Annotated in this window: 28 protein-coding genes; 7 read left to right on the top strand and 21 right to left on the bottom strand. The window is 71.4% G+C overall.

Annotation, left to right across the window (positions count from 1 at the left end):
* Positions 1-12: 12 nt before the first annotated feature.
* Genes pqqE through AB0I15_RS33155 form a run of 5 tightly spaced genes read right to left on the bottom strand, consistent with a single transcriptional unit; the run spans position 13 to position 2986 of the window.
* On the bottom strand, positions 13-1065 hold the full coding sequence (gene pqqE, locus AB0I15_RS33175) for a pyrroloquinoline quinone biosynthesis protein PqqE (protein WP_358103998.1): 1053 nt from the start codon (positions 1063-1065) through the stop codon (positions 13-15).
* Positions 1062-1325: a pyrroloquinoline quinone biosynthesis peptide chaperone PqqD gene (gene pqqD / locus AB0I15_RS33170; RefSeq protein ID WP_358103996.1), complete on the bottom strand. Its 264-nt coding sequence runs from the start codon at positions 1323-1325 to the stop codon at positions 1062-1064. Before pqqD ends, pqqE begins: the two co-directional genes overlap by 4 nt.
* On the bottom strand, positions 1322-1993 hold the full coding sequence (gene pqqC / locus AB0I15_RS33165) for a pyrroloquinoline-quinone synthase PqqC (protein WP_358103993.1): 672 nt from the start codon (positions 1991-1993) through the stop codon (positions 1322-1324). The genes pqqD and pqqC overlap by 4 nt, the downstream gene beginning before the upstream one ends.
* On the bottom strand, positions 1990-2817 hold the full coding sequence (locus AB0I15_RS33160; RefSeq protein ID WP_358103991.1) for an MBL fold metallo-hydrolase: 828 nt from the start codon (positions 2815-2817) through the stop codon (positions 1990-1992). The genes pqqC and AB0I15_RS33160 overlap by 4 nt, the downstream gene beginning before the upstream one ends.
* Before the next feature lie 13 nt (positions 2818-2830).
* Positions 2831-2986: a hypothetical protein gene (locus AB0I15_RS33155; RefSeq protein ID WP_358103988.1), complete on the bottom strand. Its 156-nt coding sequence runs from the start codon at positions 2984-2986 to the stop codon at positions 2831-2833.
* Positions 2987-3317: 331 nt separating this feature from the next.
* On the opposite strand from AB0I15_RS33155, the gene AB0I15_RS33150 reads away from it, so the two are divergent.
* Positions 3318-3719, top strand: coding sequence for a hypothetical protein (locus AB0I15_RS33150; protein WP_358103985.1), 402 nt, complete (start codon positions 3318-3320; stop codon positions 3717-3719).
* 40 nt (positions 3720-3759) lie between these two features.
* On the opposite strand, the gene AB0I15_RS33145 is transcribed toward AB0I15_RS33150, so the two are convergent.
* On the bottom strand, positions 3760-4989 hold the full coding sequence (locus AB0I15_RS33145) for a DUF5994 family protein (protein ID WP_358103982.1): 1230 nt from the start codon (positions 4987-4989) through the stop codon (positions 3760-3762).
* Positions 4990-5239: 250 nt separating this feature from the next.
* On the bottom strand, positions 5240-5446 hold the full coding sequence (locus tag AB0I15_RS33140; RefSeq protein ID WP_139637865.1) for a cold-shock protein: 207 nt from the start codon (positions 5444-5446) through the stop codon (positions 5240-5242).
* A gap of 667 nt (positions 5447-6113) precedes the next feature.
* Between AB0I15_RS33140 and AB0I15_RS33135 the strand changes: the two genes are divergently transcribed.
* A complete protein-coding gene (locus tag AB0I15_RS33135; protein WP_358103979.1) occupies positions 6114-6431 on the top strand; it encodes an STAS domain-containing protein in 318 nt (105 codons plus the stop codon).
* Here the strand turns inward: AB0I15_RS33135 and AB0I15_RS33130 are convergent.
* Positions 6421-7725: a M28 family peptidase gene (locus AB0I15_RS33130; protein WP_358103976.1), complete on the bottom strand. Its 1305-nt coding sequence runs from the start codon at positions 7723-7725 to the stop codon at positions 6421-6423. The genes AB0I15_RS33135 and AB0I15_RS33130 overlap by 11 nt on opposite strands.
* Before the next feature lie 74 nt (positions 7726-7799).
* On the opposite strand from AB0I15_RS33130, the gene AB0I15_RS33125 reads away from it, so the two are divergent.
* Positions 7800-8627: an alpha/beta hydrolase gene (locus AB0I15_RS33125; protein ID WP_358103973.1), complete on the top strand. Its 828-nt coding sequence runs from the start codon at positions 7800-7802 to the stop codon at positions 8625-8627.
* On the opposite strand, the gene AB0I15_RS33120 is transcribed toward AB0I15_RS33125, so the two are convergent.
* The 13 genes from AB0I15_RS33120 to AB0I15_RS33060 all read right to left on the bottom strand — a co-directional run bounded on the left by AB0I15_RS33120 (position 8624) and on the right by AB0I15_RS33060 (position 21113).
* Positions 8624-9544, bottom strand: a complete 921-nt coding sequence (locus AB0I15_RS33120) for a hypothetical protein (RefSeq protein WP_358103970.1) — start codon at positions 9542-9544, stop codon at positions 8624-8626. The two genes, AB0I15_RS33125 and AB0I15_RS33120, sit on opposite strands and share 4 nt — an antisense overlap.
* Positions 9541-10791, bottom strand: coding sequence for an FAD-dependent oxidoreductase (locus AB0I15_RS33115; RefSeq protein ID WP_358103968.1), 1251 nt, complete (start codon positions 10789-10791; stop codon positions 9541-9543). Before AB0I15_RS33115 ends, AB0I15_RS33120 begins: the two co-directional genes overlap by 4 nt.
* An 11-nt stretch (positions 10792-10802) precedes the next feature.
* Positions 10803-11492, bottom strand: a complete 690-nt coding sequence (locus AB0I15_RS33110) for an SDR family oxidoreductase (protein ID WP_358103965.1) — start codon at positions 11490-11492, stop codon at positions 10803-10805.
* A complete protein-coding gene (locus AB0I15_RS33105; RefSeq protein WP_358103962.1) occupies positions 11489-12259 on the bottom strand; it encodes a sugar isomerase domain-containing protein in 771 nt (256 codons plus the stop codon). Before AB0I15_RS33105 ends, AB0I15_RS33110 begins: the two co-directional genes overlap by 4 nt.
* Positions 12259-13137, bottom strand: a complete 879-nt coding sequence (locus AB0I15_RS33100) for an ROK family protein (RefSeq protein ID WP_358103959.1) — start codon at positions 13135-13137, stop codon at positions 12259-12261. Before AB0I15_RS33100 ends, AB0I15_RS33105 begins: the two co-directional genes overlap by 1 nt.
* Positions 13138-13210: 73 nt before the next feature.
* Entirely contained in the window at positions 13211-15619 is a 2409-nt protein-coding gene (locus AB0I15_RS33095) for a hypothetical protein (RefSeq protein ID WP_358103956.1), read from the bottom strand.
* Positions 15616-16419 carry a carbohydrate ABC transporter permease gene (locus tag AB0I15_RS33090; RefSeq protein ID WP_358103953.1) on the bottom strand — a complete coding sequence of 268 codons (804 nt, stop codon included), beginning with the start codon at positions 16417-16419 and terminating at the stop codon, positions 15616-15618. The genes AB0I15_RS33095 and AB0I15_RS33090 overlap by 4 nt, the downstream gene beginning before the upstream one ends.
* Positions 16412-17329 carry a sugar ABC transporter permease gene (locus AB0I15_RS33085; RefSeq protein WP_358103950.1) on the bottom strand — a complete coding sequence of 306 codons (918 nt, stop codon included), beginning with the start codon at positions 17327-17329 and terminating at the stop codon, positions 16412-16414. The genes AB0I15_RS33090 and AB0I15_RS33085 overlap by 8 nt, the downstream gene beginning before the upstream one ends.
* Positions 17330-17444: 115 nt before the next feature.
* On the bottom strand, positions 17445-18710 hold the full coding sequence (locus tag AB0I15_RS33080) for an ABC transporter substrate-binding protein (protein WP_358103947.1): 1266 nt from the start codon (positions 18708-18710) through the stop codon (positions 17445-17447).
* A complete protein-coding gene (locus AB0I15_RS33075) occupies positions 18707-19489 on the bottom strand; it encodes a GntR family transcriptional regulator (RefSeq protein ID WP_358103944.1) in 783 nt (260 codons plus the stop codon). Before AB0I15_RS33075 ends, AB0I15_RS33080 begins: the two co-directional genes overlap by 4 nt.
* 96 nt (positions 19490-19585) lie before the next feature.
* The gene (locus AB0I15_RS33070) at positions 19586-20170 is read right to left on the bottom strand and encodes a class I SAM-dependent methyltransferase (protein ID WP_358103941.1); all 585 of its coding nucleotides are present in this window, start codon (positions 20168-20170) and stop codon (positions 19586-19588) included.
* A 150-nt stretch (positions 20171-20320) separates the two neighbouring features.
* Entirely contained in the window at positions 20321-20704 is a 384-nt protein-coding gene (locus AB0I15_RS33065) for a hypothetical protein (protein ID WP_358103938.1), read from the bottom strand.
* A 22-nt stretch (positions 20705-20726) separates the two neighbouring features.
* The gene (locus tag AB0I15_RS33060; protein WP_358103935.1) at positions 20727-21113 is read right to left on the bottom strand and encodes a hypothetical protein; all 387 of its coding nucleotides are present in this window, start codon (positions 21111-21113) and stop codon (positions 20727-20729) included.
* A gap of 377 nt (positions 21114-21490) precedes the next feature.
* Here AB0I15_RS33060 and AB0I15_RS33055 point away from each other — a divergent pair, with 377 nt between their 5' ends.
* The 4 genes from AB0I15_RS33055 to AB0I15_RS33040 all read left to right on the top strand — a co-directional run bounded on the left by AB0I15_RS33055 (position 21491) and on the right by AB0I15_RS33040 (position 25013).
* On the top strand, positions 21491-21820 hold the full coding sequence (locus AB0I15_RS33055) for a hypothetical protein (protein ID WP_358103932.1): 330 nt from the start codon (positions 21491-21493) through the stop codon (positions 21818-21820).
* Complete coding sequence (locus tag AB0I15_RS33050; protein WP_358103929.1) at positions 21798-23138, top strand: serine hydrolase domain-containing protein; 1341 nt, start codon at positions 21798-21800, stop codon at positions 23136-23138. Before AB0I15_RS33055 ends, AB0I15_RS33050 begins: the two co-directional genes overlap by 23 nt.
* Before the next feature lie 45 nt (positions 23139-23183).
* On the top strand, positions 23184-24110 hold the full coding sequence (locus tag AB0I15_RS33045) for an MBL fold metallo-hydrolase (protein ID WP_358103926.1): 927 nt from the start codon (positions 23184-23186) through the stop codon (positions 24108-24110).
* Between the two features lie 102 nt (positions 24111-24212).
* A complete protein-coding gene (locus AB0I15_RS33040; protein WP_358103924.1) occupies positions 24213-25013 on the top strand; it encodes an SAM-dependent methyltransferase in 801 nt (266 codons plus the stop codon).
* The last annotated feature ends 9 nt before the right edge of the window (positions 25014-25022 follow it).

Raw genomic sequence — 25022 nt, 5'->3', positions numbered from 1 at the left:
GCGTCCGGCCGCTCACCTGGGGGCCGGACGCCGGTACGTCCAGGCGCCGCCGCCGGCGAGCTCGGAGATCAGGTGATGGTCCGGCGACAGCGCGCAGGCCGGATCGGTACGCCCGGCGTCGCCGGTGATCGCGTACGCCTGGCAGCGGCAGCCGCCGAAGTCGACCTCCCGGCGCGGGCAGCCGGCGCAGGGCCCGCTCATCCAGGCGGTGCCCCTGTAGGCGTTGAAGGCGGGCGAATGCTCCCAGATCCAGCCGAGCGAGCGCTCACGGGCGCTGGGCAGCTCCAGCGGCAGACCGTACGCGGCCGGGCAGGGCAGCACCCGGCCGTCGGGCGCGACGGTGATCGAGATCGCCCCCCACCCGCCCATGCAGGGCTTGGGCACACCGTCGAAGTAATCAGGAACCACCCAGATAAGCTCAATCGCCGAATTTTCGCGATATTTCTGTACAACAGCCTCCGCCCGAGCGAGCTGCTCCCTGGTCGGCAGCAACGCCGCCCTGTTGAGCAGGCCCCACCCGTAGAACTGGGTGTTGGCCAGCTCAATGCGCTCCGCGCCCCATGCCAGCCCCAGCTCGATGATCTCGCCCACGGCGTCGAGGTTCGCCCGGTGCAGCACCACGTTCAGCCCGAACGGCAGCCCGCCGGCCGTCACGACGGCGGCCGCCCGCTCCTTGCGCGCGAACGAGGCCACCCCCGCGATCCGGTCCGAGTCCCCCTGCGTGGCCGACTGGACCGACAACTGCACGCTGCGCAGCCCCGCCCCGGCCAGTTCGCCGAGCCGGCGCTCCGTCAGCCCGACGCCGCTGGTGACGAGCTGCGTGTAGACGCCCTCCCGCTCGGCCGTCGCCACGATCCGCGCCAGGTCACGCCGGAGCAGCGGCTCGCCGCCGGACAGGTGGGCGTGCACCACACCGAGCGCCGCCGCCTCCTCGATGATCCGCTGCCACTCCCCGGTGCCCAGCTCACTCGACCTGGCCGCCAGCTCGGCCGGGTTGGAGCAGTACGGGCAGCGCAGCGGGCACGCGTGCGTGAGCTCGGCCAGCATGGCCCACGGCGGGTTCACCGCAGCCACCCCTCGGCGCGCACCCGGTCGAGGAACTCCACGACGTCGGCCTCGTCGCCCTCGGGAAACTCCGCCACGATGCCCGCCACGATGTCGGCCACCGTCCGCTGCCCGTCGCAGAGCGCGACGATGGCCGCCGCCTCCTCGTTCAGCACGACGATCCGCTCGGGCACGATGAGCAGCTCCGCCTGCCGTACCGGATCGTGGCGGAGCACGGCCGAGCGCGACAGGGCGGGCCGCCAGCCCGCCGGCCCGCTCATCGGTACGCCCCGTCCACCGCGTCGAGCAGCGCCCAGAGCACGTCGCACTTGTAGGCGAGCGCCGCGACGGCCTTCTCCCGGTCGGTACGGCTCCGCGCCCAGCCGAGCACCAGGTCCAGGGCCTCGCCGCTGTCCTGGCGGCCCTGGGAGACGCGGATCTGGAAGTAACGCAGCCCTTCGGGGTCGATCCACGGATAGTGCCGTTCGAAGGCGGCGATCCTGGTACGCATCAGGTCGGGCGCGAACAACTCGGTCAGCGAGGCCGCCACGGCCTCCAGCACGGAGCCGTTGCGGCACAGGTTCACGTATCCGTCGACCGCCAGCCGTACCCCCGGCAGCACGCCCTCGCCCGACAGCAACAGCTCGCGCTTCAGGCCGGCGGCCTCGCCGAGGCGCAGCCACCGCTCGATGCCGCCCTCTCCCGGCCTGGTGCCGTCGTGGTCCTGGATCCGGCGCAGCCACATCCGGCGCAGCTCGGGCGTGGTCAGCTTGCCCAGGATGAACGCGTCCTTGATCGGGATGTGCCGCTGGTAGTGGAATCGGTTGAGTATCCACCCCCGCAGCTCGTCGTGGGTCAGCTCGCCCGCGTGCATGCGCTGGTTGAACGGGTGCAGGTGGTGGTAGCGCTTCTCCGGTACGGCGCGCAGCTCCGCCTCGAAACCGTTCACAGGTCGATCACCATCCCTTCGGCGGCCAGCTCGACGCCCAGCTCGGCCAGCGTCTTGTGCTGGTCGGCGGACGGGTCCAGGAGGGGGTTGGTGTTGTTGAAGTGGGTGTAGAGGCGGCGGCCCGGGAGCCGGGAGAGGCGCTCCATGGTGGCCGTGATCGGCAGGTGGCCCATCTGGGTGGCGGTCTTGGCGGAGATCCCGGTGCGCCGGGGCTCGTCGTCGTCCCAGAAGGTGCCGTCGACGATCACGCAGTCGGCCGTGGCGAAGGCCTCGTCCAGCTCGTCCGGCCAGACGCCCATGGCGGGAGCGTAGATCAGCGTGGCGGCGCCGTCGGTGAGGCGCGACGCGGACACCCAGCCCGTGGAGTCGGGGGGCGCCGGGAGCTCGGCGTAGCGGGGTCGTTTGCCGGAGATGGGGATGGTGTCGGCGTCGGCCCAGGTGATCTGCAGGTAGGGCCGGAGGATGTCGGCGAAGGGGCGCAGCGCCTGGCGTACGACGGGGGTCGAGCGCACCTCCAGCCGGTCGGCCTCTCTCAGCCGCAGCAGGCCGATCGTGTGGTCGAGCTCGGCGTCGGTGAGGATCACCCCCTTCAGCGGTGACTGCCGCGGGCCGGGGCCGGGGCGCAGCCACGCGCACGCCTCGATCTGGTCGGCGATGTCGGGCGTGGCGTTGACGACGTAGCAGCCGTCGGCCGCCTGCACCGCGAGGCTGGCGTGGCGCCGCCGGCGGCCCGGGTGGTCGCGCGCCCCGGAGCATCCGGGGCACGCGCAGTTCCACTGGGGCACGCCGCCACCGGCCGCGGTGCCGAGCACCTGCAGTCGCATGGCGTCGCCCGGGTTACCTGGTGGCCAGGAAGTACGCGGACATCTCCATCGACGCTTCGACCACCTGGTAGTCGGGCTTGTGCCAGGTCGTCTCCTCGCCGCGGGTCCTGACCTTCTTCTCGTGAATCCTGCGTGGTCGCTTCGTGCCCTGGTCCTTCGGCTGGGACATACAGGTCCACCCGCCTCTCATAGGTGTTACAAACGACATGACCACCCGAGAGCTTGGCCGTCAATCCTTAGATCGGACCTATCCCCGGGGACATCTTCCTCAGAGCGGCCATACCCGCTTTCCATGAGACTCTTCATCCGATGTCTCGACGGGGACCGCACATCCACGGACCGGCCGGGAGCCAAGGTCACCGCGCATGTTCAGGCGATGCGATGAGCGTTCGGCAGGGCGTCCCGTGCGAGACTAGGGTGACCATCCGGAACGTCAGCGCGAAGGGATCCGATCAACCATCAGCGGCTCCTTCCCTCCGTCGCCGGAGCCGGCGCGCCCGGTGCGCCGGCGCGTCATCGAATCGGCGGTCCTGAACACCCGCGACCGCAGCCAGGCCCACATCGCCCAGTGGACCTGCCCGCACGGCCGGCACGCCGGACAGGGCTGCGTCCCCTGCTACCACGCCTCCGCCGACGCCGATTCGGCGCTGCCGCTGTGGGAGGTCGCGGCATGGTTCACCACCATGCGGCCGATCCCGATCAGGGCCTTGCAGGACATCCACCGGCACGACCGCAACTTCGCCCTCACCCAGCCGTCGACCCCGCTCGTCTACCTGCTGAGCGGCCAGGTGAGAGCGGCCGCCGCGGCGGAGGCGGTGGCGGGCGTCATCGGGTTCCTGCTGCAGAACCGGCACATCGTGGACGAGTTCGTCGTCACGGAGATCCGCGCCGTCCATCCGTGATCCGCGCCTCGCGCACGATCGTGCCCGGGTGGCGCGCCGGTCAGCTCGTGGCGGCGGCTCGCCGGACGTAGGAGACGAGATGGTCGACCGGGGTGAAGCCGGCGGCGCCGAACAGGGGCCCGGCGGGGTCGCCGGCCGCGTACAGGATGGTCTCCGACGCGCCGTGGTCGCGCAGGAGGCGGTCGGCCTCCTGGAGGAGGGCCCGTTCCAGCGTCTCGTCGGTGTGACGGGCGTCCGCGCCGAACCACCACAGGACGCCGAGGCCGTCCAGCGGCTCCTGGGCGACGAGTTCCGGGGAGCCGTCGTCGTCCTTGGCCTTGAGCCACCACCCTGGCGGAGCCTCGCTCCGCACCACCTCGATCGGCGGGGACTCCGTCCGGCCGAGGTCGCGTGACACGACGCGGTGCAGGTATCGCCAGGTGTCCCGCCCGGAGAACCCGGCGTGTTCGAGGACCTTCTTGGTGACGGGCCGGTGGCTCGTCGGCAGGGCGGCGAGCCCCAGGCCGAGCGCGGCGGTGAAGGCGTGGACGGTGGGCCGGCCGCCGAGTTCGCGCAGGGCATGGGAGACGAGCGCCTCCACCACGGACACGATCTCCAGCCCGTGCAGCCACAGGATGTGCCCGGAGCTGTCGTTGCGGTGCAGCGCGTGGGACACCGCGCCGATGACGCGGCCGTCCGGGTCGACCATGACGTCGGTGCCGGGGCGGCGCAGGTCCGCCCAGGACGCCGGGTCACGGCGGCACGTTCCGGCGATGGCCTGGTCGAGCTCGGCGGGCGTGCACGCGGGCTGCCCGGGCAGGCGGTCGGCGTCGACCAGCGAGAGCACGGCCGCCTGGTCGGAGTCACGGTAGCGGCGCATCCTGGTGCCCGGCGAGTCACGCAGCGAGGCCGGATGACAGTGGGCGAGGATCTCGCCCGCGGACAAGGTGTTGCCCGTGCGGGCGGCGGTTCGCATCGCGGCGGTGGCGACGGGATCGGTGGTGTCCGGCGGGATCACCAGGAGCAGGAAACCGTCCTGGTTGCCGCGGATCATCCGGATCGTGTTGGGCGTCGCGGACAGGCCGCTGACGCGCAGGAACCGCCCGTCGACGAAGAGGTGGACGGGGATGGCGTCCCAGGCGGCCACGTCGAGCCGGACCCTGAGGATGGGGCCGAGCCGATCCTGCAGGAGGCGGATGAGGGCGGGCAGTTCGCGCTGGAGGTCGGTGGAGTACGGCCACCAGGCCCCGTCGAGGGCTCCGTCCCGGGTCAGCGTCGGCTCCAGGAACACCCTGGCCGATTGCAGAGCAATGGGTGTGACAGGTAGGTGGTGGTTCGGCATCTGACGTGCCGCCTGTCTCCGGCATGCAGGGCCGGTTGGCCTGAGGCGACGCCGACGCTGTTGTCGACATGCGGAGTGTCCCAGGTGAGACCAGCCTACGCCGCCCGATCAGCCCCGTGGAATGGGGCATTCGGCCCGGGAACGGGTCCGGGCCCGCACCCACGTGGGGTACGGGCCCGGACTCGGGTCGCGCGCCGGATCAGGCGGCGACGATGTTCTCCGCCTGGGGGCCCTTCTGGCCCTGAACGACGTCGAAGGACACCTTCTGTCCCTCGGTCAGCTCGCGGTAGCCGCCGTTGGCGACGATGTTGGAGTAGTGGGCGAAGACGTCGGCGCCGCCGCCGTCCTGGGCGATGAAGCCGAAGCCCTTTTCGGAGTTGAACCACTTCACGGTGCCAGTAGCCATGTCGATCTCCTTCAGATAGGTAGAAAAACGGATCCGCACTGTGCGAAACCCGTGTCGCCACGATGAGCCCATCCGGAAATGACCGGCAAACAAAAATGCGCCCCAACGATCATGATCAATCGGGGCGCACACAAAGTCTTTTTATGGGTACCACAACTGCAACATTCATCAGCCTAGCACACGTTTCGCCGTATAGCGAAATCGGCGGCGCCGGCTTCGGGAAACGCGGAGTTCACGGGCAGGCGGTGGCGCATGCGGCGAGGTAGACTGGAGATACCGAGGACACTTCGTGCGTTGGCATTCAGGTTGGCGTCGCCCCCGGCGATACACGGATTCGACCCGGTGACGGGTCTGGACGGGGCGGGCGATCATGACGCCGGCATCTCGTACCTCTCGTGAACCATGGAGTCTCTCCCCCGGCGTGCCTGCCGCACCGGGCGGCACCTGGTGGCCCTGCGCCCCCGGCGCAGCCGCTGAGACCGCTGAGCGTCTCAGCCTTCCCGAGAGCGGGCTCACACGGCCCGCCTTCTCACCGTCCGGAGGCCCACCACCACAAGGTGGCCTGACGGGACGGGCTCAGGGCAGAGGTGGGACCAGCCGGCAGCGGGCCGTTCCCGCCGCCGGTCCGGTCTTCCGTCCGGCTTCCACCTCAACGATCGGAGCATCCATGACCGTTCTCGACACCACACCTCCCGGCACGCTGGATCCGTCCACCACGGTCCGGCTGTCCGGCGAGATCGACATCTTCACCAGCAAGGCCCTGCGCGCACAGTTGATGGACGTGCTGGACCGCAGCCAGGGCGTCCTCGTCCTTGACATGTCCGGCCTGGTGTTCGGCGACGTCACCGGGCTGGCCGTCCTGGTCGGCGTGCAGCGCCGCGCCCGGCAGATGGGCATCACGCTCGTGCTGAACGCGCCCTCGCCCCGCCTGGCCACGATGTTGCGCATCACCGGCCTGTCCAAGCGCTTCCTGATCACGGAGTGAGGCCGGGCCGGGTCCACCCAGCGGTGCCGGCCACGATGCGGACGGCGGCGCGGGCCAGGGGTTCGAGGCCCGCCACGTCGATCTTGTCGATGGTGTCGGCCGAGTCGAACAGGTACATCGGTGCCGACAGGAAGTGGACCAGGGGCACGCCCTCGGGGTGGAAGAACGCGCCGTCGGTGGGCGGCATCGGGGAGAACGCGTCCGGCGGCAGCACGAACGACCTGCGCAGCCCCTCGGCCTCCAGCGTCCGGGCCACCAGGTCCTCCAGTTCGGGCAGCCGGCTGGTGAACCACCAGCGGACCTCGGGATCCGCGGTCGGCACGAGCCGGCCATCGACGCCTTCGCAGCGCAGCGCCGCGTGTTCAAGATGCACCTGAAGGACGACGTCGGCGAGCATGGCGCGGTGCCGTTCGATGAACGCCCTGGTCCCGGCCGCGTGCGCCATGTGCCCGGAGGTGACCAGGAAGAGCAGGTTGTGCGGGCGCTCCTCCCGCGGCACCCGTGACCAGTGCCGGGCCGCGGCGAGCACGAGCGCGATGCCGGAGGCGTCCTCGACCGCCGAGGCCCACGGCCCGTCGTGGTGCGAGGCCACGATCACCCAGTGCGGCGAGTCGCCCGGCAGCGTCGCGACGACGTTGTGCGTGGTCACGCGGTCGGTGACCGACTCGGCGACCAGCTCGCCGGTGCACGGGAGCCGCTCGATGAGCCGCCGTGAGTCCCGCCCCGACAGCCACAGGCCGGGGATGGGCCGCTGGACCGCGTCGTAGGGGACGTAGTAGTCGCGCGTGTCCCACGGCAGGCCGGTCAGCGCCCCCACATAGCCGGCGGCGCCCGCCTCCAGGGCGGGCTCGACGACCGCCATCATGCGCGGCCCGAACGGCAGGGTCTGGACGAGCGAGTCGAAGATGCCTTCGGGGTCGTGGAACGAGGTGGCGATCGTCTTGACGTACGACTGCGGCAGCTCGGTGAAGGCCAGCTCGTCCACCGCGATGTCCCCCGGCCCGGCGTCGGCCAGCGGGGCGATCCTGGCCCGCAGCCCGGCGGCCGGGGCCGTGAACGGCAGCGGGAAGCCGGTGAACTCCTCGCCGGAGTCGAGCCGGAGCGACCCCGTGCCGGGCCGCCAGCGGGGGGTCTCGACCGGCTCGAGCTCGACCCGCAGCCCGAACTCGGCGAAGCGGTCGGCGAGCCAGCGCTCGGTCCACGCGTCCGCCGGGTAGCCGGGCCGCCGGACGCCGCGGGCGGTGATCGTCTCGATCCAGGCGAGCATCTCGGCCGCCGTGGGCACATGTTCCATGAACCGGATCTAACCATTGACAGCGTCTCCAGTGAAGCTAAAGATACGGTCATCCGTACAAATCTGGAGGCCGTATGAAGCTTCTGGTCGCCGTGGTGCTGCTGTTGGGGGTCATGGTCTCCCCCGCGCGGGCCGCCGACACGATCGAGTCCCACTACGAGGTCGCCGGTCCGTGGGCGGTCACCACGGCGGACGCCGGCACCGCGTACAAGCTCTACTACCCGACCGACCTCGGCGCCGGGGGCTTCAAGCATCCGATCATCACCTGGGGCAACGGCACGAACGCGGTCCCCACGCAGTATCCGGGCGTGCTCAACCAGCTCGCGTCCTGGGGGTTCGTGGTGGTCGCGTCGACCGACACGACGACGGGCACCGGCTCGGAGATGATCGCGGCCGCGACGTACATGGTGGGCCGGAACACCGACGCCTCGAGCGTCTTCCACGGCAGGCTCGACGTGACCAAGGTCGGCGCCGTCGGGCATTCCCAGGGCGCGGGCGGCGCCGTCAACACGGCCACCAAGTCGGGCGGCCTGATCACGTCGGTGGTGCCGATCGCGCTGCCCGCCCCGATCTGGGTGGGCTCGGGCGACAAGTTCTTCGTGGACCAGATCGCCTGCCCCGTCCTGTTCCTCAGCGGCACCGCCGACGGGCTGATCTCCCCGCACTCCGCCGTCCTGGCCTACTACAACGCCGTCCCCGGCGCCGCCGCGAAGGCCATGCTCAAGGGCGCCGGGCACAACACGATCCAGGGCACGGGCGGCGGCTTCCTCGGCTACCTGACCGCCTGGCTCATGTACACGCTCCAGGGCGACTCCTACGCCCGCGGCGCCTTCGCCGGCTCCGCGCCGGAGATCGGCACCAACTCCTCCTGGCAGGACACCGCCCAGAAGAACCTCCCCTAACGCAGCGCGAAGGCGGCGGTGGCGTTGGCGGTCAGCGCCGCCGTCGCCACCTCGCCCAGCCCTGCCGCCGTCAGCCGCGGGACGAACCGGTCCAGCAGGTACGACAGGCCGGGCCCACCCCCCAGACTCGGCCAGTACGACCGGCGGGCGAGGTCCATGCCGAACAGCAGCCGGTGCCCCAGCCCCCGCGCGGCCAGCGCCTCGACGAGCGCCACGACGTCGCTGTCGGGCCCGTACTTGATCCGCCCCGGCCGGTCGAAGGCCAGGTACGCGCCCCGCTCCGCCAGCGAGGCGAGATACCCCACGTCGGGGTTGTGGTCGATGTGCCCGAGGACCACCCGGTCCACCGCGAGCGCGTCCAGCAGTTCGTGCCCCATCGTGCCCTTGTCGCAGTGGGTGACGACCGGCGCCCCGGTCCGCCGGGAGGCCTGCGCGACGGCGCTGATCAGCCGGTCGCCCGGCAGCCTGTGGTAGCCGGCGGCGAGCTTGATGGCGCCGGCCCGCGCGGGCGAGCGCCGGATGATCGGGCCGACGAGGCCAAGGTCGTCCATGCCCTCCTCGATCTCGGAGACCAGCAGGCCGGCGATCTCGTCCACGTCGTAGTGGTGCAGCCAGTGGGCGTCGCTGTAGTAGGTGCTCTTGTGGAACCCGGTCACCGCCACCACGTGCAGGCCGGTCCGCTCCGCGAGCGCCCGCATCAGCCGGGGGCTGCGGCCGAACCCCAGCGGGGTCATCTCGACGACCGCGGACAGCCCGAGCCGCCGCGCCGCCGAGACCTCCTCGACGGCGGCCTCCAGCGAGTCGAGGCGGTAGTCGGGCTCGTTGCGCACGGCCCAGTCGCCGGTCATGAACAGGTGCTCGTGAGCGTAGGTGACGCCGAGCTCCTCGACGTCGCCCAGCACGGTCCGGACACTCACAGGATGGCTCCGTTCGCGCGCAACCGGGTGCGCAGCTCGTCGACGTCGATCTCGGCCGGGTCGCGGGAGGTCTCCACGGCGAGGGCGGCGGCGGTGCCGGCCGCCTGGCCCATCGCCATGCACTGCGCCATCGACCGGGCGGAGGCGTGCGCGTCGTGGGTCGCCGACAGGCAGCGCCCGGCGACGATCAGCCCGGCGGGCGCGGGGGTCTCGGCTGTCTCGGGGGGCTCGGCCGGGAGCAGGCAGCGGTAGGGGATGCCGTAGGTGCCGAAGTCGCGGACGTACTCCCAGCGGGTGCCGGACCCGGAATCGTGGTCCTCGATGGGCGCACCGCAGCGGGCGATCGTGTCGGCGTGGTCCCTGCCGGTCAGTACGTCGTCGGCGGTCAGGACATAGCGCCCCTGGAGGCGCCGGGACTCCCGGACCCCGATCCGGGTCGAGGTGCCCAGCAGGACGGCGGAGCCGTACCCCGGGACCTTCTCCCGCAGGAAGCGCACGTACTCGCCCACCTGCCGCCGCCCCTCCCGCTCGGCCCGCGACAGCTCCAGCGGATCCGTCGGGTCCAGGCCGCTCACCCGGGTGAGGTTGGTGTGCACGATTCCGTCGTGCACGGTCCGGTGCACCGACCCGTCGCGCCTGGGCAGGTCGTAGGCGTCGCCCGCCTGCGCCATCAGGGAGTGCAGCTCGGCCGTCGAGGTGGCCGACAGGTCCACGCCGCCGAGCCGGAACGTCGTGGTCATCGGCTGCAGGCGCATGCCGGGCCGTTCGAGCGCGGCCCCGGCCGACCAGGCGACCTCCGCGTCCCCGGTGGCGTCGACGACCACCGGCGCCCTGACCGCGACGCGCCCGGCGACGGTCTCCACCACGTCGCCCGTGCCGCAGACCCTGGCGTGCAACAGGACGGTGACGCCGGCGGTGAGCTCGTCCCACACGACCTTGAGCGCCTCCGGCTCGTAGGTGACGCCCGTTCCCGCGCCGTAGGTGTTGGGCCGCTCGAAGGCCGAACCGGTGGCGAACAGCCGCTCGCACACCTCCCACCCGATGCCGCCGACGACACGCGGCGACCCGGGTCCCGGCGCGTAGAAGCCGTAGAAGGTGTCGAGCACGGCGGCGCCCGTACCGCCGAGGAATCCGGAGCTCTCCACCAGCAGGCAGCGGGCGCCGGCGCGGGCCGCCGCCACGGCGGCGGCGCAGCCCGCGCTGCCGCCTCCTGCGACGATCACGTCGCCTTCCCACAACACGTTCACGGGGGTTCCTCTCATCGAAGGTGCCAGCCGCCGTCGACGGGGATGACCGCCCCCGTCGTACGGCCGGCGGCCGGCGAGAGCAGCCAGAGGACGGCGGCGGCGATGTCCTCCGGGGTGCAGAGCCGGGCTCCCAGGGGCATGAGCTCGGGGAGCCTGGCCTGGATGGCGTGGTCGGTCTGGGCGCGGCGGCTCATGGGGGTGGCCACCAGCCCGGCCGAGATCAGGTTGATCCGCACTCCGCGCGGGGCCGCCTCGCGGGCGGCCGATCTGATCAGCGGGATCAGGGCCCCCTTGGAGGAGGCGTAGGCCACGGTGTGGAAGTCGTCGTCGAGCGAGGTCCCGAGCGCGGAGCCGATCACCACGATCGACCCGCCCTCCCCCATGGCCGGGATCGCCGCGCGCAGCAGCCGGAACACCGAGGCGTGATTGACCCTGTGCACCTCATTCCAGGCCTCGTCACTGCATGCGGTGATGCCGCCGTCGCCCAGCCTTCTCCCGGACATGCCGACCGCGTGGACGACCCCGCTGATCGCCCCGTGGGCCGCCGACGCCCGGGCGATGGCCTGCTCGGCGCCGCCCGGCGCGGTGATGTCGATGCCGTCGGCCAGGTCGGCGCCGAACGTCGTGCCGCCCGCCTCCGTCACCGCCTCCATGCAGGCCCGGCCGATGCCGCCGCTCGATCCGGCCACCACGACGGTCATGCGCCGGGCTTTCTCAGCACCTCGGCGGCCCGGCGCGCGTGCTCCAGGTAGGCGGCCTCGAACAGCTCGTCGGAGCGCTGCCGGCCGACGAGCTTGGCGCTGGAGATGACCGGGGGGACCAGGCCGTCGCGGGCGAGCCGCTCCGCCGTACGGACCTTGATCTCGTTGACCACGGCGACGACCGCGACCGTGCTGCCCGGCCCGACGGGCTCGGCCAGGCCGTCGACCTGGCACAACGCGTCGCCCACGGGTGTGCGGAGGTCGATCACCACGTCGGCGTGGTCGCAGAGCCGCGTCCCGCTCGGATGGCCGGGCTCGGCCGCCATCGTCTCCCGGCTCGACGTCACCGCGACGACGGGCACGCCCGCCTTGCGCAGCCCCATGGCCAGCTCGATCGGGACCGCGTTGAGGCCGCTGACGCTGAACACGATCGCCGCGTCCGTGGGCCGCAGCTCGTAGTTGGCCAGGATCTGCTCCGCCAGACCTTCGACGCGCTCGATGAACATCGCCTGCCGCATCCCGTTCGGCCCCGCGACCTGCGTGTAGAACGTCGTCGACAGCTCAACGATGGGGTGGAAACCGGGATAGGAGCCGTACCGGGGGAACAACTCCTCCACGCCCATGCGCGAGTGCCCGGTGCCGAACGTGTGCACCACTCCCCCGCCGCCGATCACCCGCGACGCGATCTCGGCCGCGGCCGCGATCGGCTCCTCCTGGGTCCGCTCGATCTCCTCGAGCAACTCCATCGCCCGCTTGATCCACTTCATTACGGTTCACCTCCATAGAGTGCGGCGCCGATCGCCCCGGCCCGGGAGCCGAGCGCGGCAGGCAGCACCGCCACGTCACCGATGAGCGGACGCCGCCGCTCGAACTCCTCCCGCATGGCGGTCAGCATGAGGTCGAGCGACCCCGCCACACCGCCCCCGACGACGACCGTCCCGATCCCGAGCAGCGCCATCGCGTCCCCCAGCGCCACCCCCAGCGCCCGGCCGGCCCGGCTCATCGCCTCCCTGGCCGCCGGGTGCCCCGCCCGCGCCGCCGCCGCGACGGCCGCCGCGGTGGCGAAACCGTCGAGCCCCCGTACGATCCCGGGGCCCGCGGCGTAGGTCTCGACGCAGCCGCGGTTGCCGCAGCAGCACGGTGGGCCGTCGGCGTCGACCGTGATGTGGCCGACCTCGCCCAGGTTGTCGCGGGGCCCGGCGAGGATCCGGCCGCCGAGCGCCACGGCCCCGCCGATCCCGGTCCCGAGCACGGCGAAGAGCACGTCGGACAGCTCGCGGGCGGCGCCCGTACGGAGCTCGGCCAGGGCGAACGCGCGGGCGTCGTTGACCACGGCCACCGGCAGCCCGGTGCGCTCGCCGAGCGCGAGGCCGATGGGGTGGCCGGTCCACTCGCCCGGTGGGTTGGGCACGAACAGCGCGATCCCGGCGGCCCGGTCCACGTGACCGGGCAGCCCGATCCCGATGCTCCCCACGCCCTGCCGTACCAGCCCGCCGACCAGCTCCACCACCTCGTCCGGGCCGGACGGCGTGGGGACGGCCCCGGAGTCGATCACCTCCGAGGTCTCGCCGAGGATCACCCACTTCACGGTGCTGCCCCCGACATCGACCCCGAGCCTCATGCCGGCCGCGCCCCCCGCATCCACGCCGAGCCTCATCACGGTGGTGCCCCCGCATCCACGCCGAGCCTCATCACGGTGGTGCCTCCGACGCCGGGGCTCACCATGTGAGGGAGCCGGCGCCGGAGACGACACCGGACGCAGTGACCACCTCGACCGGGCCCAGGGTCGATAGGCGCCCGCTCCCGTCCGATGCGACGGTCAGCACCCGGCTCTCGAACGACGCCCCACCTCCGCCACGCCGACGACCATCGATACCGTCCCCGACGTGCGGACGCCCTTGACCGGACCCGAGCAGGCGGCCTTCAGGGGTGCCACCGACGTGCAGGCGGCCTTCGGGGTCGGGGGCGACGCCCAGCAGGCGCAGGTAGGCGAGCAGCGGCTGGGCGTGCGCGTGCAGGTTGGCCACCGGGTAGGCCTGCATGGCGACGCCGACGTCCGCCAGGTCCCAGGTGCGGCCCGGACGCGCCGACTCGGGCGGCAGATAGGCGTCGGGACCGGACAGGGTGCCCTCCCAGACGTCCGGGTAGGCCGCCGCGTGGGCGGCCGGCGACATTCGCCGCCACCAGGCCCATCCCAGGTCGGGCGCGTGCTCGGCGGCGGCCCAGATGAGGGTCATGTTGATCGCGTACCAGATCGCGCTGTCCCCGGCCCCGCTGCCCGGCAGGACCGGCCACCGTACGCGGGCGCCCAGAGGGGAGCCGGCGGCGGCCGTGGCCTCGATCCTGTCCAGCAGCGCGCGGGCCTGCTCGGGCGAGGCGGCCCCGCACAGGATCGCCCACGGCTGGACCTCCAGCCACAGGTCGTCCTCCCCGACCACCGCCCCAGGGCCATGGGCACGGCGGAACCAGCGCCCGTTCCACTCGCCCGCCACGAGCTCGCGCAGCGTGTCGCCGAGCTTGCGCGCCTCGGCCGCCGTCGCGTGATCACCGAGCCGTTCGGCCACCGCCGCGTACCGGGGCAGCACCCAGGCCGCCATCGCCGAGTTGAGCACCGACTCCCCGTGCTCGATCATGTCCGCCGCGGGTACGCCGCTCCTGGAGATCGCCAGGTCGTTCCAGTCGGCGTTGAGGATCCGTACGTGCCCGTGCTCGCCCCGGCCGACGACATCGGCGAAGAAGCGGAACTGCCGCCGCAGGTTCTCGCCCAGCGGCACGGGCGGGGCGTCGTGCGCCGGGTGGTACGGCACGTCCGCGCCGAATGCCCCTACGTCCCCGGTCGCGGCCAGGTACTCGGCGGCGAGCCACAGCGCCCACAGGTTCTGGTCGGACGGCCGGAACAGCTCGGTCCACGGTGATTTGTCGGGTCGCAGCGCGTACGGCAGGTCGCCGTCGGGGCTCCCCCACGCACAGGTGTTGCGCAGGACGGAGAGCGCCAGGTCGGGTTCGGTGTACACGAGGGGCAGGGCGTGCTGCAGCGGATCGCGCGCGGCCCCGTTGAAGCCGTGCCTGAAGGAGTAACACGATCCCTGGTCCAGGGTGTGCCCACCGAGCACACCGTCGGCACAGGCACCGCCCGACAGCAGCGCCGCGTGCCAGGGGACGTCCCGCTCGGCCTCGGGAGCCTGTACGGCGCTCGCCCGGGGCAACCGGGCGGCGAGCCCGGCGATACTGCGCTCGACGAGGTCGTCGGTGTCCGTCGAGCCCTCGCCCAACAAGCCGTAGCGCAACTCGATGACCTGCTCCGCGCCCGGCTCAAGATCGAGCGGAACGACGATCCGCCCCGACCGGCTCCGCTCCCCACCACCGAGCAACTCCAGTTCGAGACCCGACTCGGGAACAGCCACGAACCCACCACTCAAGCCGAGCCCAGAACCGGAAACCGGCACCCCACCCCCGCTCGAACCCGGCCCGGGTCCCACACCCCGCGTCCCACCACCGCCCAGCTCAACCTCAGGCCCCGAACCCCCACCCATCGAGTCCAGACCAGGCTCCATAGCCTCCGCCGCACCAACGGCCGAATCGGGTCCGGGGGCCGGAGTGGCCGCTGTCTTGTCGATCAGTTCGGATGCGGGGTCGGGGGGTGGTGGTGCGCCGCTGATGAGCTTGATCTCGGCGGGGCGGGGTTTCCATTCCTCGATCAGTGTTCGCCGTACCGGATCGTTGGTCTGGTTGTGGACCCGTAGTCGGATCAGGACCCAGGGCTGCTCCCCCTCCGGGCAGAGCACGGTGCGTTCCAGCGACAGCCCCTCCCCCGCCACCCGCACGCGCACGAACGTCGGCCCGAACAGGCGCTCCGTCGCCGGGCCCGCCGTGCACAGGCCGCCGATCCTGGTGACGCCGGTGCCGCGGGTCAGCCAGCGCAGCCCCGTGTGCTCGTCGAACAGGTCGCAGAGGCCGTAGTTGTCGGCGACCAGCGTGATCCGCCGGTTCCCGAGGTGGACGAAGTGCCGCCGGGTCGGCGGATCGAGGATCGGGTCCCACAGTGCCCGTGGGTCGGCGTCCTGGTTCATCGTGTACGAGAACGCGGGCAGCCCGTGTACGAGGGTCCACTCGCCGAAGGCGTTCACTTCTTGACACCCCCGAGGGTCAGTCCGGCGACGTAGTAGCGCTGGAGGAGGAACATGAGCACGATCGGCGGCACCGCGGTGACCAGCGCGGCGGTCGTCATCAGCCGGATGTCGTAGCCGATCTGGGTCTGGAGCTGGGAGATCCCGACCGGCAACGGCCACAGCGCGGGGTCGTTGGCGACGAGCAGCGGCCAGAGCAGGTTGTCCCACTGGGCGAGGAACTGCAGCAGGAACAGCGTGAGCAGCGCGGGCCGGAGCAGCGGAAGCGCGATCGTGGCGAAGATCCGGAACTCGCCGGCCCCGTCGATGCGCGCCGCGAGCAGGAGCTCCTCGGGCAGGCCGAGCGCGAACTGCCTGACGAGGAACACGCCGAACGCGCTCATCATGCTCGGCACGATCATGCCCTGGAAGGTGTCGATCCAGCCGAGCTGGTGGACGATCACGTACACGGGGACCATCACGACGGTCGGCGAGAGGGCCAGCGTGCCGACGACCAGCACGAACAGCGCTCTGCTTCCGGGGAAGCGTAACCGGGCCAGCGCGTAGCCCGCCGCGCCGGCGAAGATCACGTCGAGGACGGCGATGCCGGAGGAGAGGATGAGACTGTTGCGGAAGTAGACGGGGAAGTCGCCGCTCGCGAACATCTCGGCGATGTTGGCGAACAGGCCGAACCCGGAGCCGCCGCCCAAACCGCCGGCGCCGTCCAGTCCGCTCCCGGCGGGCGCGGACGCCACGACGACCATGACGCCGATCGGCAGCAGCATGATCGCCACCACCAGCGGGAGCACGACCCTAGTCATCGGCGCCGCCCCGCAGGAAGCGAAACTGCACCAGCGACAGCACGATCAGCCCGGCGAGCAGCACCATCGCCATGGCCGACGCGTAGCCCATGCGTTCGAAGGAGAAGGCGGTCGACCACATGTAGTACGGCAGCACCTCGGTGGCCCCCGCCGGCCCGCCCCCGGTCAGCAGGAACGCGGGGATGAACGCCTGCATCGACCCCACCACGGCGATGACCAGGACGAACAGCAGGGTCCTGCGCAGCAGCGGGAGGGTGATCGAGAAGAAGGCGCGTACGGGTCCGGCGCCGTCCAGCGACGCCGCCTCGTACACGTCGCGGGGCAGCCCCTGGAGCCCGGCCGTCAGGATGATCACGAAGAGCCCGAGGTGCTTCCACGTGACCATGACGACCAGGGCCCACATCGCCACCCGTTCGTCGGTCAGCCAGGACACCGGCCCCAGCCCTGCCAGGCCGAGCACCGTGTTGGCCGGGCCGCCGTCGGCGTAGATGATCCGCCACACCACCGAGGTGGCCACGAGCGGCATCACCGCCGGGATCATGATCAGGCCGCGCAGCACGCCGTTGAGCCGTCCCGGCCTGGCCAGCGGTACGGCGATCGCCAGCGCCAGCACGATCGCCGGGAGCACCGAGGCCGCCGTGTAGAGTGCGGTGACCTGGGCCGAGTTCCAGAAGCCGGGGTCCTCCAGCATGCGCCGGTAGTTCTCCAGGCCGACCCATTCCGGTGTCCCGGCCAGGTCGTAGCGGGTGAAGCTCAGGTAGCAGGCCGACAGGAACGGCAGCAGCCAGAACACGCCGAAGAAGAGCATCGCGGGCAGTGCCAGCATCCCGCCGACCCGCTCCTCGGCCCGCCGCTGCCCTCCACCCGACATCACGGCCGGCCGCGCGAGCCGCATCTGGACCGCGGTCACCGCACGGGCCCCACGGGGAGGGCCACCGCAACGCGGGCCACATCTGACGGGGCCGTCACCACGCGGGTCGTGTCTGGGGCGAGCGTCATAGCGCGGGTCGGGTCTGAGGCGAGCGTCATAGCGCGAGTCGCATTGCCTGGTCGAAGTCGAGTGCGGCCTGTTCGGGGGACTTCTTGCCGTGGGCCACGGCGTCGCCAGCGTCGGTGAGTGCCTTGGCCATCTCGTTCCACACCGGTGTACGCGGGCCGAAGTCGGCGTGCGGGGCGGAGGCCACCATGATGTCGATGGCCTTCTGGTCGGCGCCCGTGAGCTTCTCCCAGCCTTTGACCGGCGTGAGCGACCCCGCGTCGCGGAGCTGCCTGGCCGCCACGTCGGGCCGCTGCAGGTAGTCGATGAAGTGCCAGGCCGTGTACGGGATCGCCGTCTTGGCCGACACCGCCCACCCCCAGGTGTACGCGGGCACCACCGGCTGCCCGGCGTCGAACCGCGGCAGCGGCGCGATGTCGAAGACCTTGCCGAACTCCAGCCTCTTGTCGAGCGTCGGGAACAGGTCCATCGCGAACAGGCCGGAGACGAGCATCGCCGCCTCACCGGTGGCGAACAGCCCGAATCCGGACAGCGGGTTGGAGAGCTTGGCGTTGCCCAGGCCACCGTAGAAGCGCAGCGCCTCGACGCCCGCGTCGGTGGCCAGCGTGGCCTTGGCCCCGTCGGGGCTGAGTATGGTGCCGCCCTTCCCCTTGACCAGGGCGAGGAGCTGCATGACGGTCCACTGCGGGTTGCCGAGGATCCACTGCAGGCCGACCTTCCTGCCGTCGGCCGAGGTCAGCTTCTTGCTGTATTCGGCGACCTCTTCCCAGGTGGTGGGCGGCTTGTCGGGGTCGAGGCCGGCCTCGGCGAAGCGGTCGCGGCGGTAGTAGAGGTAGCAGAGGGTGTAGTCGGTGGGGACGCCGTACACCTTGCCGTCGTAGGAGAGCGAGTCGAGGGCCGTCTGGTCGTACGCGCCCATGACGGTCTTCTCGCCGGCGGGCGCGAGCCGGCCCTTGCGGGCGTGGCCGGGGATGGTCCAGCCGCCGATCCTGAACAGGTCGGGCGCGGCGCCGCCGGCGAACGCCGTGAGCAGCTTGGTGTCGAGCTGGTTGACGGGGACGTAGAGCGGGGTGATGTCCACGCCGCCGAACTCCTGGATGTACTGGTGGAGCAGCGGGGTGAACACCGCGTCGTAGGCCCGGGTCTGGTGCAGCCAGACCGACAGCTTGCCGCGCGGGACACCGTCGGCGGGCACCTCGGGCTCCGCCCTGCCGCCGCAGGCGGCGAGTATGGGAGCGAGCGCTGGAGCGAGTACGGCGGCGGCGAGTAATCGGCGTCTGGACAGGCGGTTCATCGCGCCTCCTGGCTCATCAGGGCGTTCTTGGCGTCGTTGAGCTCGACGGAGAAGACGGCGAGGTCGCCTCTGGCGTGGCGGATCGTGTACTCCAGCGGCAGCCCGCCCTCGGTGACCGTGGATCGCGCGGTGGCCAGGAGGGCCGCGGCCATGGGCACGTGGAGCAGCCCGGCCAGGCGGTAGTCGGCGTTGACCGCGCCGATGGTCTCCCTGCCGGAGGCGGGGCTCAGCCCGTACTTGAGCCGCAGCAGGCCGTAGAGGGACCCGGTGAGGTCCTCCTGGAGGAGGCCGGGGACCAGCTCGGTGGGGAGATGAGCGCTCTCGATCATGCAGGGTTCGCCGTCGAGCAGCCGGAGGCGTTCCAGGAAGACGATCTCGGCGCCGGTCTCCAGGCCGAGCGCGAGGGCGACGTCGGCGCCGCACGGCTGCGTACGCGCCTCCAGCACCTGCGTGGTCGGCCTGCGTCCGAGCCTGACCATCGTCTCGGTGAACCCGGCCGGCCGGGAGCCCAGTTCGGAGGCCACCCCCAGCGGCGCCGTGTAGGTGCCGCTGCCCTGCCGGGCCACCAGCAGCCCCTCCTGGACCAGGTCGCCGATCGCCCTCCGCGCGGTCGCCCGGCTCACCCCGGCGAACACCATCAGGTCCTTCTCCGCCGGGATCGGGGTGTTGGGCTCGCACTCGCCGATCACCACGCGCAGGCGCTCGCGGAGCTGGTAGTAGAGCGGCACGGCGGCGCCGGACTCGAGAGACAGCCGTCGCGCCCAGTCGATTTCGCTCATCCGGTGGCCTTTGCCTCAAAGTTGTACGGATAACCGTATCTTTTCGGGGAGCGACGTTCGTGTCAATCGTCGGCGGGAGTCCGGGATCGCCGTCTCTCAGCGGCGCAGCGCGACCAGCTCGCCTTTGCCCACGTTGATCGTGGTGACGGTCAGGCGCGGATCCCGCAGCAGGAGGTCGCGCAACGGGGCGATCTCCTCGGGGTGGGACAGGGCGTTGTCGGCCACGAGTACGCCGCCCTGCCGCAGCACCCGCAAGGGGTGCGGCCACCAGGAGGGGTATTCGACCCGTTCGGCGTCGAGGAAGAGCAGGTCGACCGAGCCGTCCGGCATGCGGGCGAGCGCGGCGCCGCCGTCCTCGACGCGGAACTCGACCCGGTCGGCCAGTCCCGCGTCGGTGACCGTGCGCCGGGCGAGCCGCTGGGCCTCGGCGTCGGAGTCAAGGCTGAGCACGTGACCACCGACCGCGCGGGCCGCGTCGGCCAGCCACAACGTGGACACGCCACGCGAGGTGCCGACCTCCACGACGATCCGCGCCGCGACGCTCTGGGCCAGGAACCAGAGGAACTCTCCCGCGTCGGGCTCCAGCACCCGCCACCGGTCCAGCCGGTCCGGCCGGGTGGCGTCGTGCTCGGCGGCGGCCTCGTTGAGCTCTGCGATGATCTTTCGCAATGTGGCGTCCATAGGCGAATTCTGCCCTCTCGGAAACCCGTGAGCAGGCCACCCCAACCCCCGAGGCCAGGGCCGGAGAAGGGCCGACGCCAGGGCAGGGCCGGGCATGAGGGAGGCCGCGCGTTCCTCGCCGCGCGGCCTTTCATCGATCGTCCGTGAACGTCAGGAGACGGTCAGGTAGAACGCCGTGTCAGCCGGACCCCTGTAGGTGGTCGTGCTGTAAACGGTGATGGTGCTGCCGTGCCCCCAGCCGCACGGGTGCCCGCCGACCTCGACCGACAGCGAACGCGGGGTGTGGTACAGGCCCACCGGCGTGACGTGCACCGCCACCTCACCGTCGAGGTCGACGTGGTCGTCGACGGCGAGACAGTACGTGCCCTTCGACGGGTGCCACGCGTCGGTGATGTGCTTGCTGTGCGAAACGGACCCGTCCGCCTCCACCTTGGCCGAGGCCTGGGCGTACGGGGTGTCCGCACGGGCGGTGGACGGAACCAGGACGGCGGCTGCGGCGAGTACCCCTGCCGCGATGCGCTTGATGTTCTTCATATCTGTGTCCCTATGGTCCCGTTCAGGAGATGGCCAGGTCGAAACCGGAGTCGGCGAGCCGCCCGGTGTTCGTGTCATAGACGTTGACGGTGATGGTGTTGTCGTGCTTACAGGTCGACGACGGGTTCCGGTACGCGATGTGCGGCAGTCGCCTCGCGTTGCGCGGCGTGATCTGGATCAGCGCCTCCGTCACGTCCACGTCGTAGGCGACCCGGACGCAGTACCTTCCGACGCCGGCGCGCCAGGAGTCGATGACGTTCTTGCCGTTGTTCAGTTTCCCGTCCGCGTCGACGATGGCCCCGGCCCGGGCGTACGGCGCCCTGAGGTCGGCATGTGCGGCGGGGCTGGCGGCCAGGATGAGGCCGCTGGCGGCCAGCACCAGGGCGCCCGCGAGGGTGCTACGGAACATAGAGGGTTCCTTTCCATGACGTGCAGAAACGATCCGCAGCTGAAATTAAGCTCTCCGATAGAGGTGCGTCGCGAACCGCGCCGCAGTTTTCGGCTCAAGGAATTTTGAGGAATTCTGGGCGTGCAACTGACTTTTGGAAGGTGGCGAAGTCGGCGCTGCCCGGTCTCGCGGAATGGGCGGCGATCCGATAATCGGGCGGCCATTCTTCGCGCGCCCGGCCCCGCCAAGACATGTGTGTTTCACGGGGTCTCGCGGCGCGCGGTAGCGTGGCGAGCGGGATTTTCCGCGTACGCGTGGGTGAAGTCGGAGGTGATCACGGTGCATCCGGTCTTGTGACGGCCCCGTCCCGGGGTGTCACGGAGCCGAAAGGTGACCGTATGAGCAAGACCGACAAGACCCGGCCCTGGTGGGTGCGGATGGCCGATGCGCCGATGGTGACCTGCCTGCCGGTGCACGACCACCGCTTCGGGCCGTGCACGCTGCCGCCCGAGATCACCACCGGCAGCGCGTCCCTCAGCCACCGCACGAGCGGCTGCCACTGGAGTGCCACGGGCTACGCCTACCACCTGTTCGGGTACGGCGAGGGGGGCCGCGAGTGGTACCGCCTCCGGCGTGAAGCGCGCCGCCGCAGCCGCCACCGGGCGCGCCGCGAACTGCGTGCCTACCGTGCTTACCGCGCCTTCCGTGCCGACCGAGACGAAGATTGAGAGTGCGCCGCAGGCCGGGGAGTTGAGTGCGGGCGCGGTCGACGACCACCTGCGGGACTATGTCGAACGCACCCGGCTGCCCGACGCCCTGGTCGCCGTCACCAAGGGCGACCAGGTCGTGCACGTCGCGGGTTACGGCCGTACGGCCGGTGACGAGGTGATCACGAAGACCACGCCGATGCCGCTCGCCTCGCTCTCCAAGTCCTTCACGGCCCTGGCGGTGCTCCGGCTCGCCGACCAGCACAAGATCGACCTGGACGCCCCCGTACGGAGCTATCTGCCGGGGTTCACCATGGCCGACCCGCGCGCGGCGAAGATCACCGTGCGCCAGGTGCTCCAGCAGACCTCGGGGATGAGCGACCTGAGCTTCCCGGAGCTGACGCTGCCCGCGCCGGGCACCCTCCGCGAGGCCGTCGCGATGCTGCGCGCCGCTCCGCTCGCCACCGAGCCCGGCACCCGGATGGCCTACCACAACCCCAACTACGCGGTCGCGGCGCGGCTGGTGGAGGTGGTGGCCGGGGTGCCGTTCGCGGACTACCTGAACGCCGCCGTGTTCCGGCCGCTCGGCATGACGTCCAGCAGGACCGTGGACACCAGTGAGGAGCTCCCCGGCGGAGGCGCCGGGTATGTCCGGGCCTACGGACGGCTGGTAGCGCGTTCTCATCCGAAGTGGTTCCTCAACGGCTCGTTCGGGGTCGTCAGCACCGCCGACGACCTGGCCAAATGGCTGATCGCGCAGAGCGGGGCCGGGCGGTTCCCGCCCAGGAGGACCCTGGAGACCGCCCAGACCGCGTCCGGCGTGGCCGGCAGCACGTACGGCATGGGGTGGGAGGTCGGCAGGACCGCCGGCGGCGCGCCCCGGCTCCAGCACACCGGCTGGCTGCTCACCCACGACTCCGCGCAGGTGCTCCTCCCCGCGAGCGGGTACGGCATCGCCGTCGTCACCAACACGGGGATGATCTCCGGTGACGACGCGCTCCTCATCGCCGACGGCCTCGTGGACCTCATCGAGGGCCGCCCCGACGCCGGAGCGGCACCCTTCACCATGACCGCGGACCCCTGGCTGGCCGCACTGACCGTGCTCAACCTCGGGCTCGGCCTGCTGGGGGTCCGCCGGGCCCGCCGCTGGGCCGGACGCCGCGCGGGCCAGGCGGCCTGGCGGCCGATCGTGCGGCTGGTCCCGTACGTGCTGCCGATCGGGTTCTTCCTCGGCCTCATCCACGTCCTCATCCACGTCGCGCGCGCCCGCAGGGCACGTGCCGACGAGACGGCCGGGCTCCCGCGAGAGCTGATCCCGGCAGGCCGTGGCCGGCGGTGAAAATCGACTGGGGCGGGATCGATCGCGCCGGATATCCTCCTCGCCATGATCGCGCACCCCGAGCGGCTGGAGCGCCGGCATCCGTTCCGGCAGTGGAAGACGTGGCAGCCGCCGGGCGGCCGATGGACCCTGACCGGCTATTCGCGGGCCAACGACAAGACGTTCTTCCACGTCCCCGAGCTGAAGCTGGCGCTCGACGCCGGGCTGGTCGAGGGCCGCCAGGTCGACACGGTGCTGCTGACGCACACCCACCTCGACCACTCCAAGGACCTGGACTTCCTGGCCACCCGATCGACCGGGGTCGACATCTACGTGCCGGACGAGGCGCTGCCGTACGTGCGCGCCTACCTGCGCGCCACGACCGAGCTGAACCAGGTGGCCGCCTACGACCCCGCGCTCGCGGCGTCCGCCCGGCTGCACGGCGTACGGCCGGGCGAGGAGTTCCCGCTCGGCAGGAACGGCTCCCACGTCGTACGCGTCCTCGAGACCGAGCACAAGGTGCCCAGCGCCGGCTACGGCGTCGCGGAGTGGCGGCGTGCCCTCACCCCGGAGTTCGAGCGGCTCAAGGCGACGCTCGACGGCGCCGAGTTCGGGCGGCTCATCGCCGGCGAGCGCAGGCGGGGCAACACGGTCGACCGGCAGGTACGCCGGCCGTTGTTCGCCTACCTGGGCGACACGCACGCGAGCGCCCTCGAACGCGATCCCGAGCTGTCCGGCTACCCGGTGATCATCACGGAGTGCACCTACCTCGACGACGCCGAGCTCGATCGGGCCCAGCGCGTCGGGCACACGGTGTGGAGCCGGCTGAGGCCGTTCGTCGAGGCGCACCCGGACACCCTCTTCGTCCTGACCCATTTCAGCCTGCGCTACTCCGACCAGGAGGTGCTCGCCTTCTTCGAGAAGGAGGGCGTGCCGAACGTGCTGGTGTGGGCGCACCCCGAGAGTCGGCTGCCGGAGCAGCATCAGAGCTGAGCCACGGGTCCCCCATCGAGGGTGTCATCCGGGCATATGGCGGAGAAGTATGATTTTTCCGTTCTGGTAACGCCGCACCTTTTCGTACAGGAAGCTCCTGCCATGAGCAACGATCGTGCCGATCTCGCCGCGAAGATCAAGCCGGAGATTCCGCACGCCGCCCGCATCTGGAACTACTGGATGGGCGGCAAGGACAATTTCGAGGCCGATCGGGCCGCCGGAGACGCCGTGGCCCAGGTCTATCCGGAGATCGTCACCATGGCCGTGCAGTCGCGCGTGTTCCTCACCCGCGCCGTGCGCCACCTCGCCGGGCAGGCCGGGATATCCCAGTTCCTCGACATCGGCACCGGCCTGCCGACCATGCAGAACACGCACGAGGTCGCCCAGTCGATCAACCCGGCGGCGCGCATCGTCTACGTCGACAACGACCCGCTGGTACTCGTGCACGCCCGGGCGCTGCTCAGAAACACCACCGACGAGGGCGTCACCGCGTACGTGGACGGCGACTACCACGAGCCGGAGCGGATCATCGCCGAGGCGGCCAAGGTGCTCGACTTCGGTCAGCCGATCGCGGTGATGTTCATGGGCGTGCTCGGCTACGTGGAAGACCTCGAGGTCGTGCGCTCGATCATCGGCCGGGTCATGGACGAGGTGCCCGCCGGAAGCCACATGGTGCTGTGGGACGGCACCGCCACCGGCGAGGCGGTGGCCGAGGGCAGCGAGAAACTGGCCCAGAGCGGTGCGATCCCGTACTACCTGCGCTCGCTCGAGGAACTGGGCGGCTTCTTCGCGGGGCTGGAGCTGGTGGAGCCGGGACTGGCGCCGATCTCGCGGTGGGGCTCGGACGAGGGCGGCCAGGAGCCCTTCATCGACGCGTACGGCGGGGTCGCGCGCAAGCCGTAGCGCACATCG

This window comes from Nonomuraea sp. NPDC050643 (assembly GCF_040654715.1).
Taxonomy (GTDB): domain Bacteria; phylum Actinomycetota; class Actinomycetes; order Streptosporangiales; family Streptosporangiaceae; genus Nonomuraea.
The sequence above is the reverse complement of the archived record's forward strand: the minus strand, read 5'-3'. Positions and strand labels throughout refer to the sequence as shown.

What these genes read in the sequence shown, in the direction of transcription:
- pqqD (WP_358103996.1), bottom strand. Translation starts at nt 1,325, where the DNA reads ATGAGCGGGCCGGCGGGCTGGCGGCCCGCCCTGTCGCGCTCGGCCGTG.
- AB0I15_RS33160 (WP_358103991.1), bottom strand. Translation starts at nt 2,817, where the DNA reads ATGCGACTGCAGGTGCTCGGCACCGCGGCCGGTGGCGGCGTGCCCCAG.
- AB0I15_RS33155 (WP_358103988.1), bottom strand. Translation starts at nt 2,986, where the DNA reads ATGTCCCAGCCGAAGGACCAGGGCACGAAGCGACCACGCAGGATTCAC.
- AB0I15_RS33140 (WP_139637865.1), bottom strand. Translation starts at nt 5,446, where the DNA reads ATGGCTACTGGCACCGTGAAGTGGTTCAACTCCGAAAAGGGCTTCGGC.
- AB0I15_RS33135 (WP_358103979.1), top strand. Translation starts at nt 6,114, where the DNA reads ATGACCGTTCTCGACACCACACCTCCCGGCACGCTGGATCCGTCCACC.
- AB0I15_RS33130 (WP_358103976.1), bottom strand. Translation starts at nt 7,725, where the DNA reads ATGGAACATGTGCCCACGGCGGCCGAGATGCTCGCCTGGATCGAGACG.
- AB0I15_RS33125 (WP_358103973.1), top strand. Translation starts at nt 7,800, where the DNA reads ATGAAGCTTCTGGTCGCCGTGGTGCTGCTGTTGGGGGTCATGGTCTCC.
- AB0I15_RS33110 (WP_358103965.1), bottom strand. Translation starts at nt 11,492, where the DNA reads ATGACCGTCGTGGTGGCCGGATCGAGCGGCGGCATCGGCCGGGCCTGC.
- AB0I15_RS33105 (WP_358103962.1), bottom strand. Translation starts at nt 12,259, where the DNA reads ATGAAGTGGATCAAGCGGGCGATGGAGTTGCTCGAGGAGATCGAGCGG.
- AB0I15_RS33090 (WP_358103953.1), bottom strand. Translation starts at nt 16,419, where the DNA reads ATGACTAGGGTCGTGCTCCCGCTGGTGGTGGCGATCATGCTGCTGCCG.
- AB0I15_RS33080 (WP_358103947.1), bottom strand. Translation starts at nt 18,710, where the DNA reads ATGAACCGCCTGTCCAGACGCCGATTACTCGCCGCCGCCGTACTCGCT.
- AB0I15_RS33075 (WP_358103944.1), bottom strand. Translation starts at nt 19,489, where the DNA reads ATGAGCGAAATCGACTGGGCGCGACGGCTGTCTCTCGAGTCCGGCGCC.
- AB0I15_RS33070 (WP_358103941.1), bottom strand. Translation starts at nt 20,170, where the DNA reads ATGGACGCCACATTGCGAAAGATCATCGCAGAGCTCAACGAGGCCGCC.
- AB0I15_RS33065 (WP_358103938.1), bottom strand. Translation starts at nt 20,704, where the DNA reads ATGAAGAACATCAAGCGCATCGCGGCAGGGGTACTCGCCGCAGCCGCC.
- AB0I15_RS33060 (WP_358103935.1), bottom strand. Translation starts at nt 21,113, where the DNA reads ATGTTCCGTAGCACCCTCGCGGGCGCCCTGGTGCTGGCCGCCAGCGGC.
- AB0I15_RS33055 (WP_358103932.1), top strand. Translation starts at nt 21,491, where the DNA reads ATGAGCAAGACCGACAAGACCCGGCCCTGGTGGGTGCGGATGGCCGAT.
- AB0I15_RS33045 (WP_358103926.1), top strand. Translation starts at nt 23,184, where the DNA reads ATGATCGCGCACCCCGAGCGGCTGGAGCGCCGGCATCCGTTCCGGCAG.
- AB0I15_RS33040 (WP_358103924.1), top strand. Translation starts at nt 24,213, where the DNA reads ATGAGCAACGATCGTGCCGATCTCGCCGCGAAGATCAAGCCGGAGATT.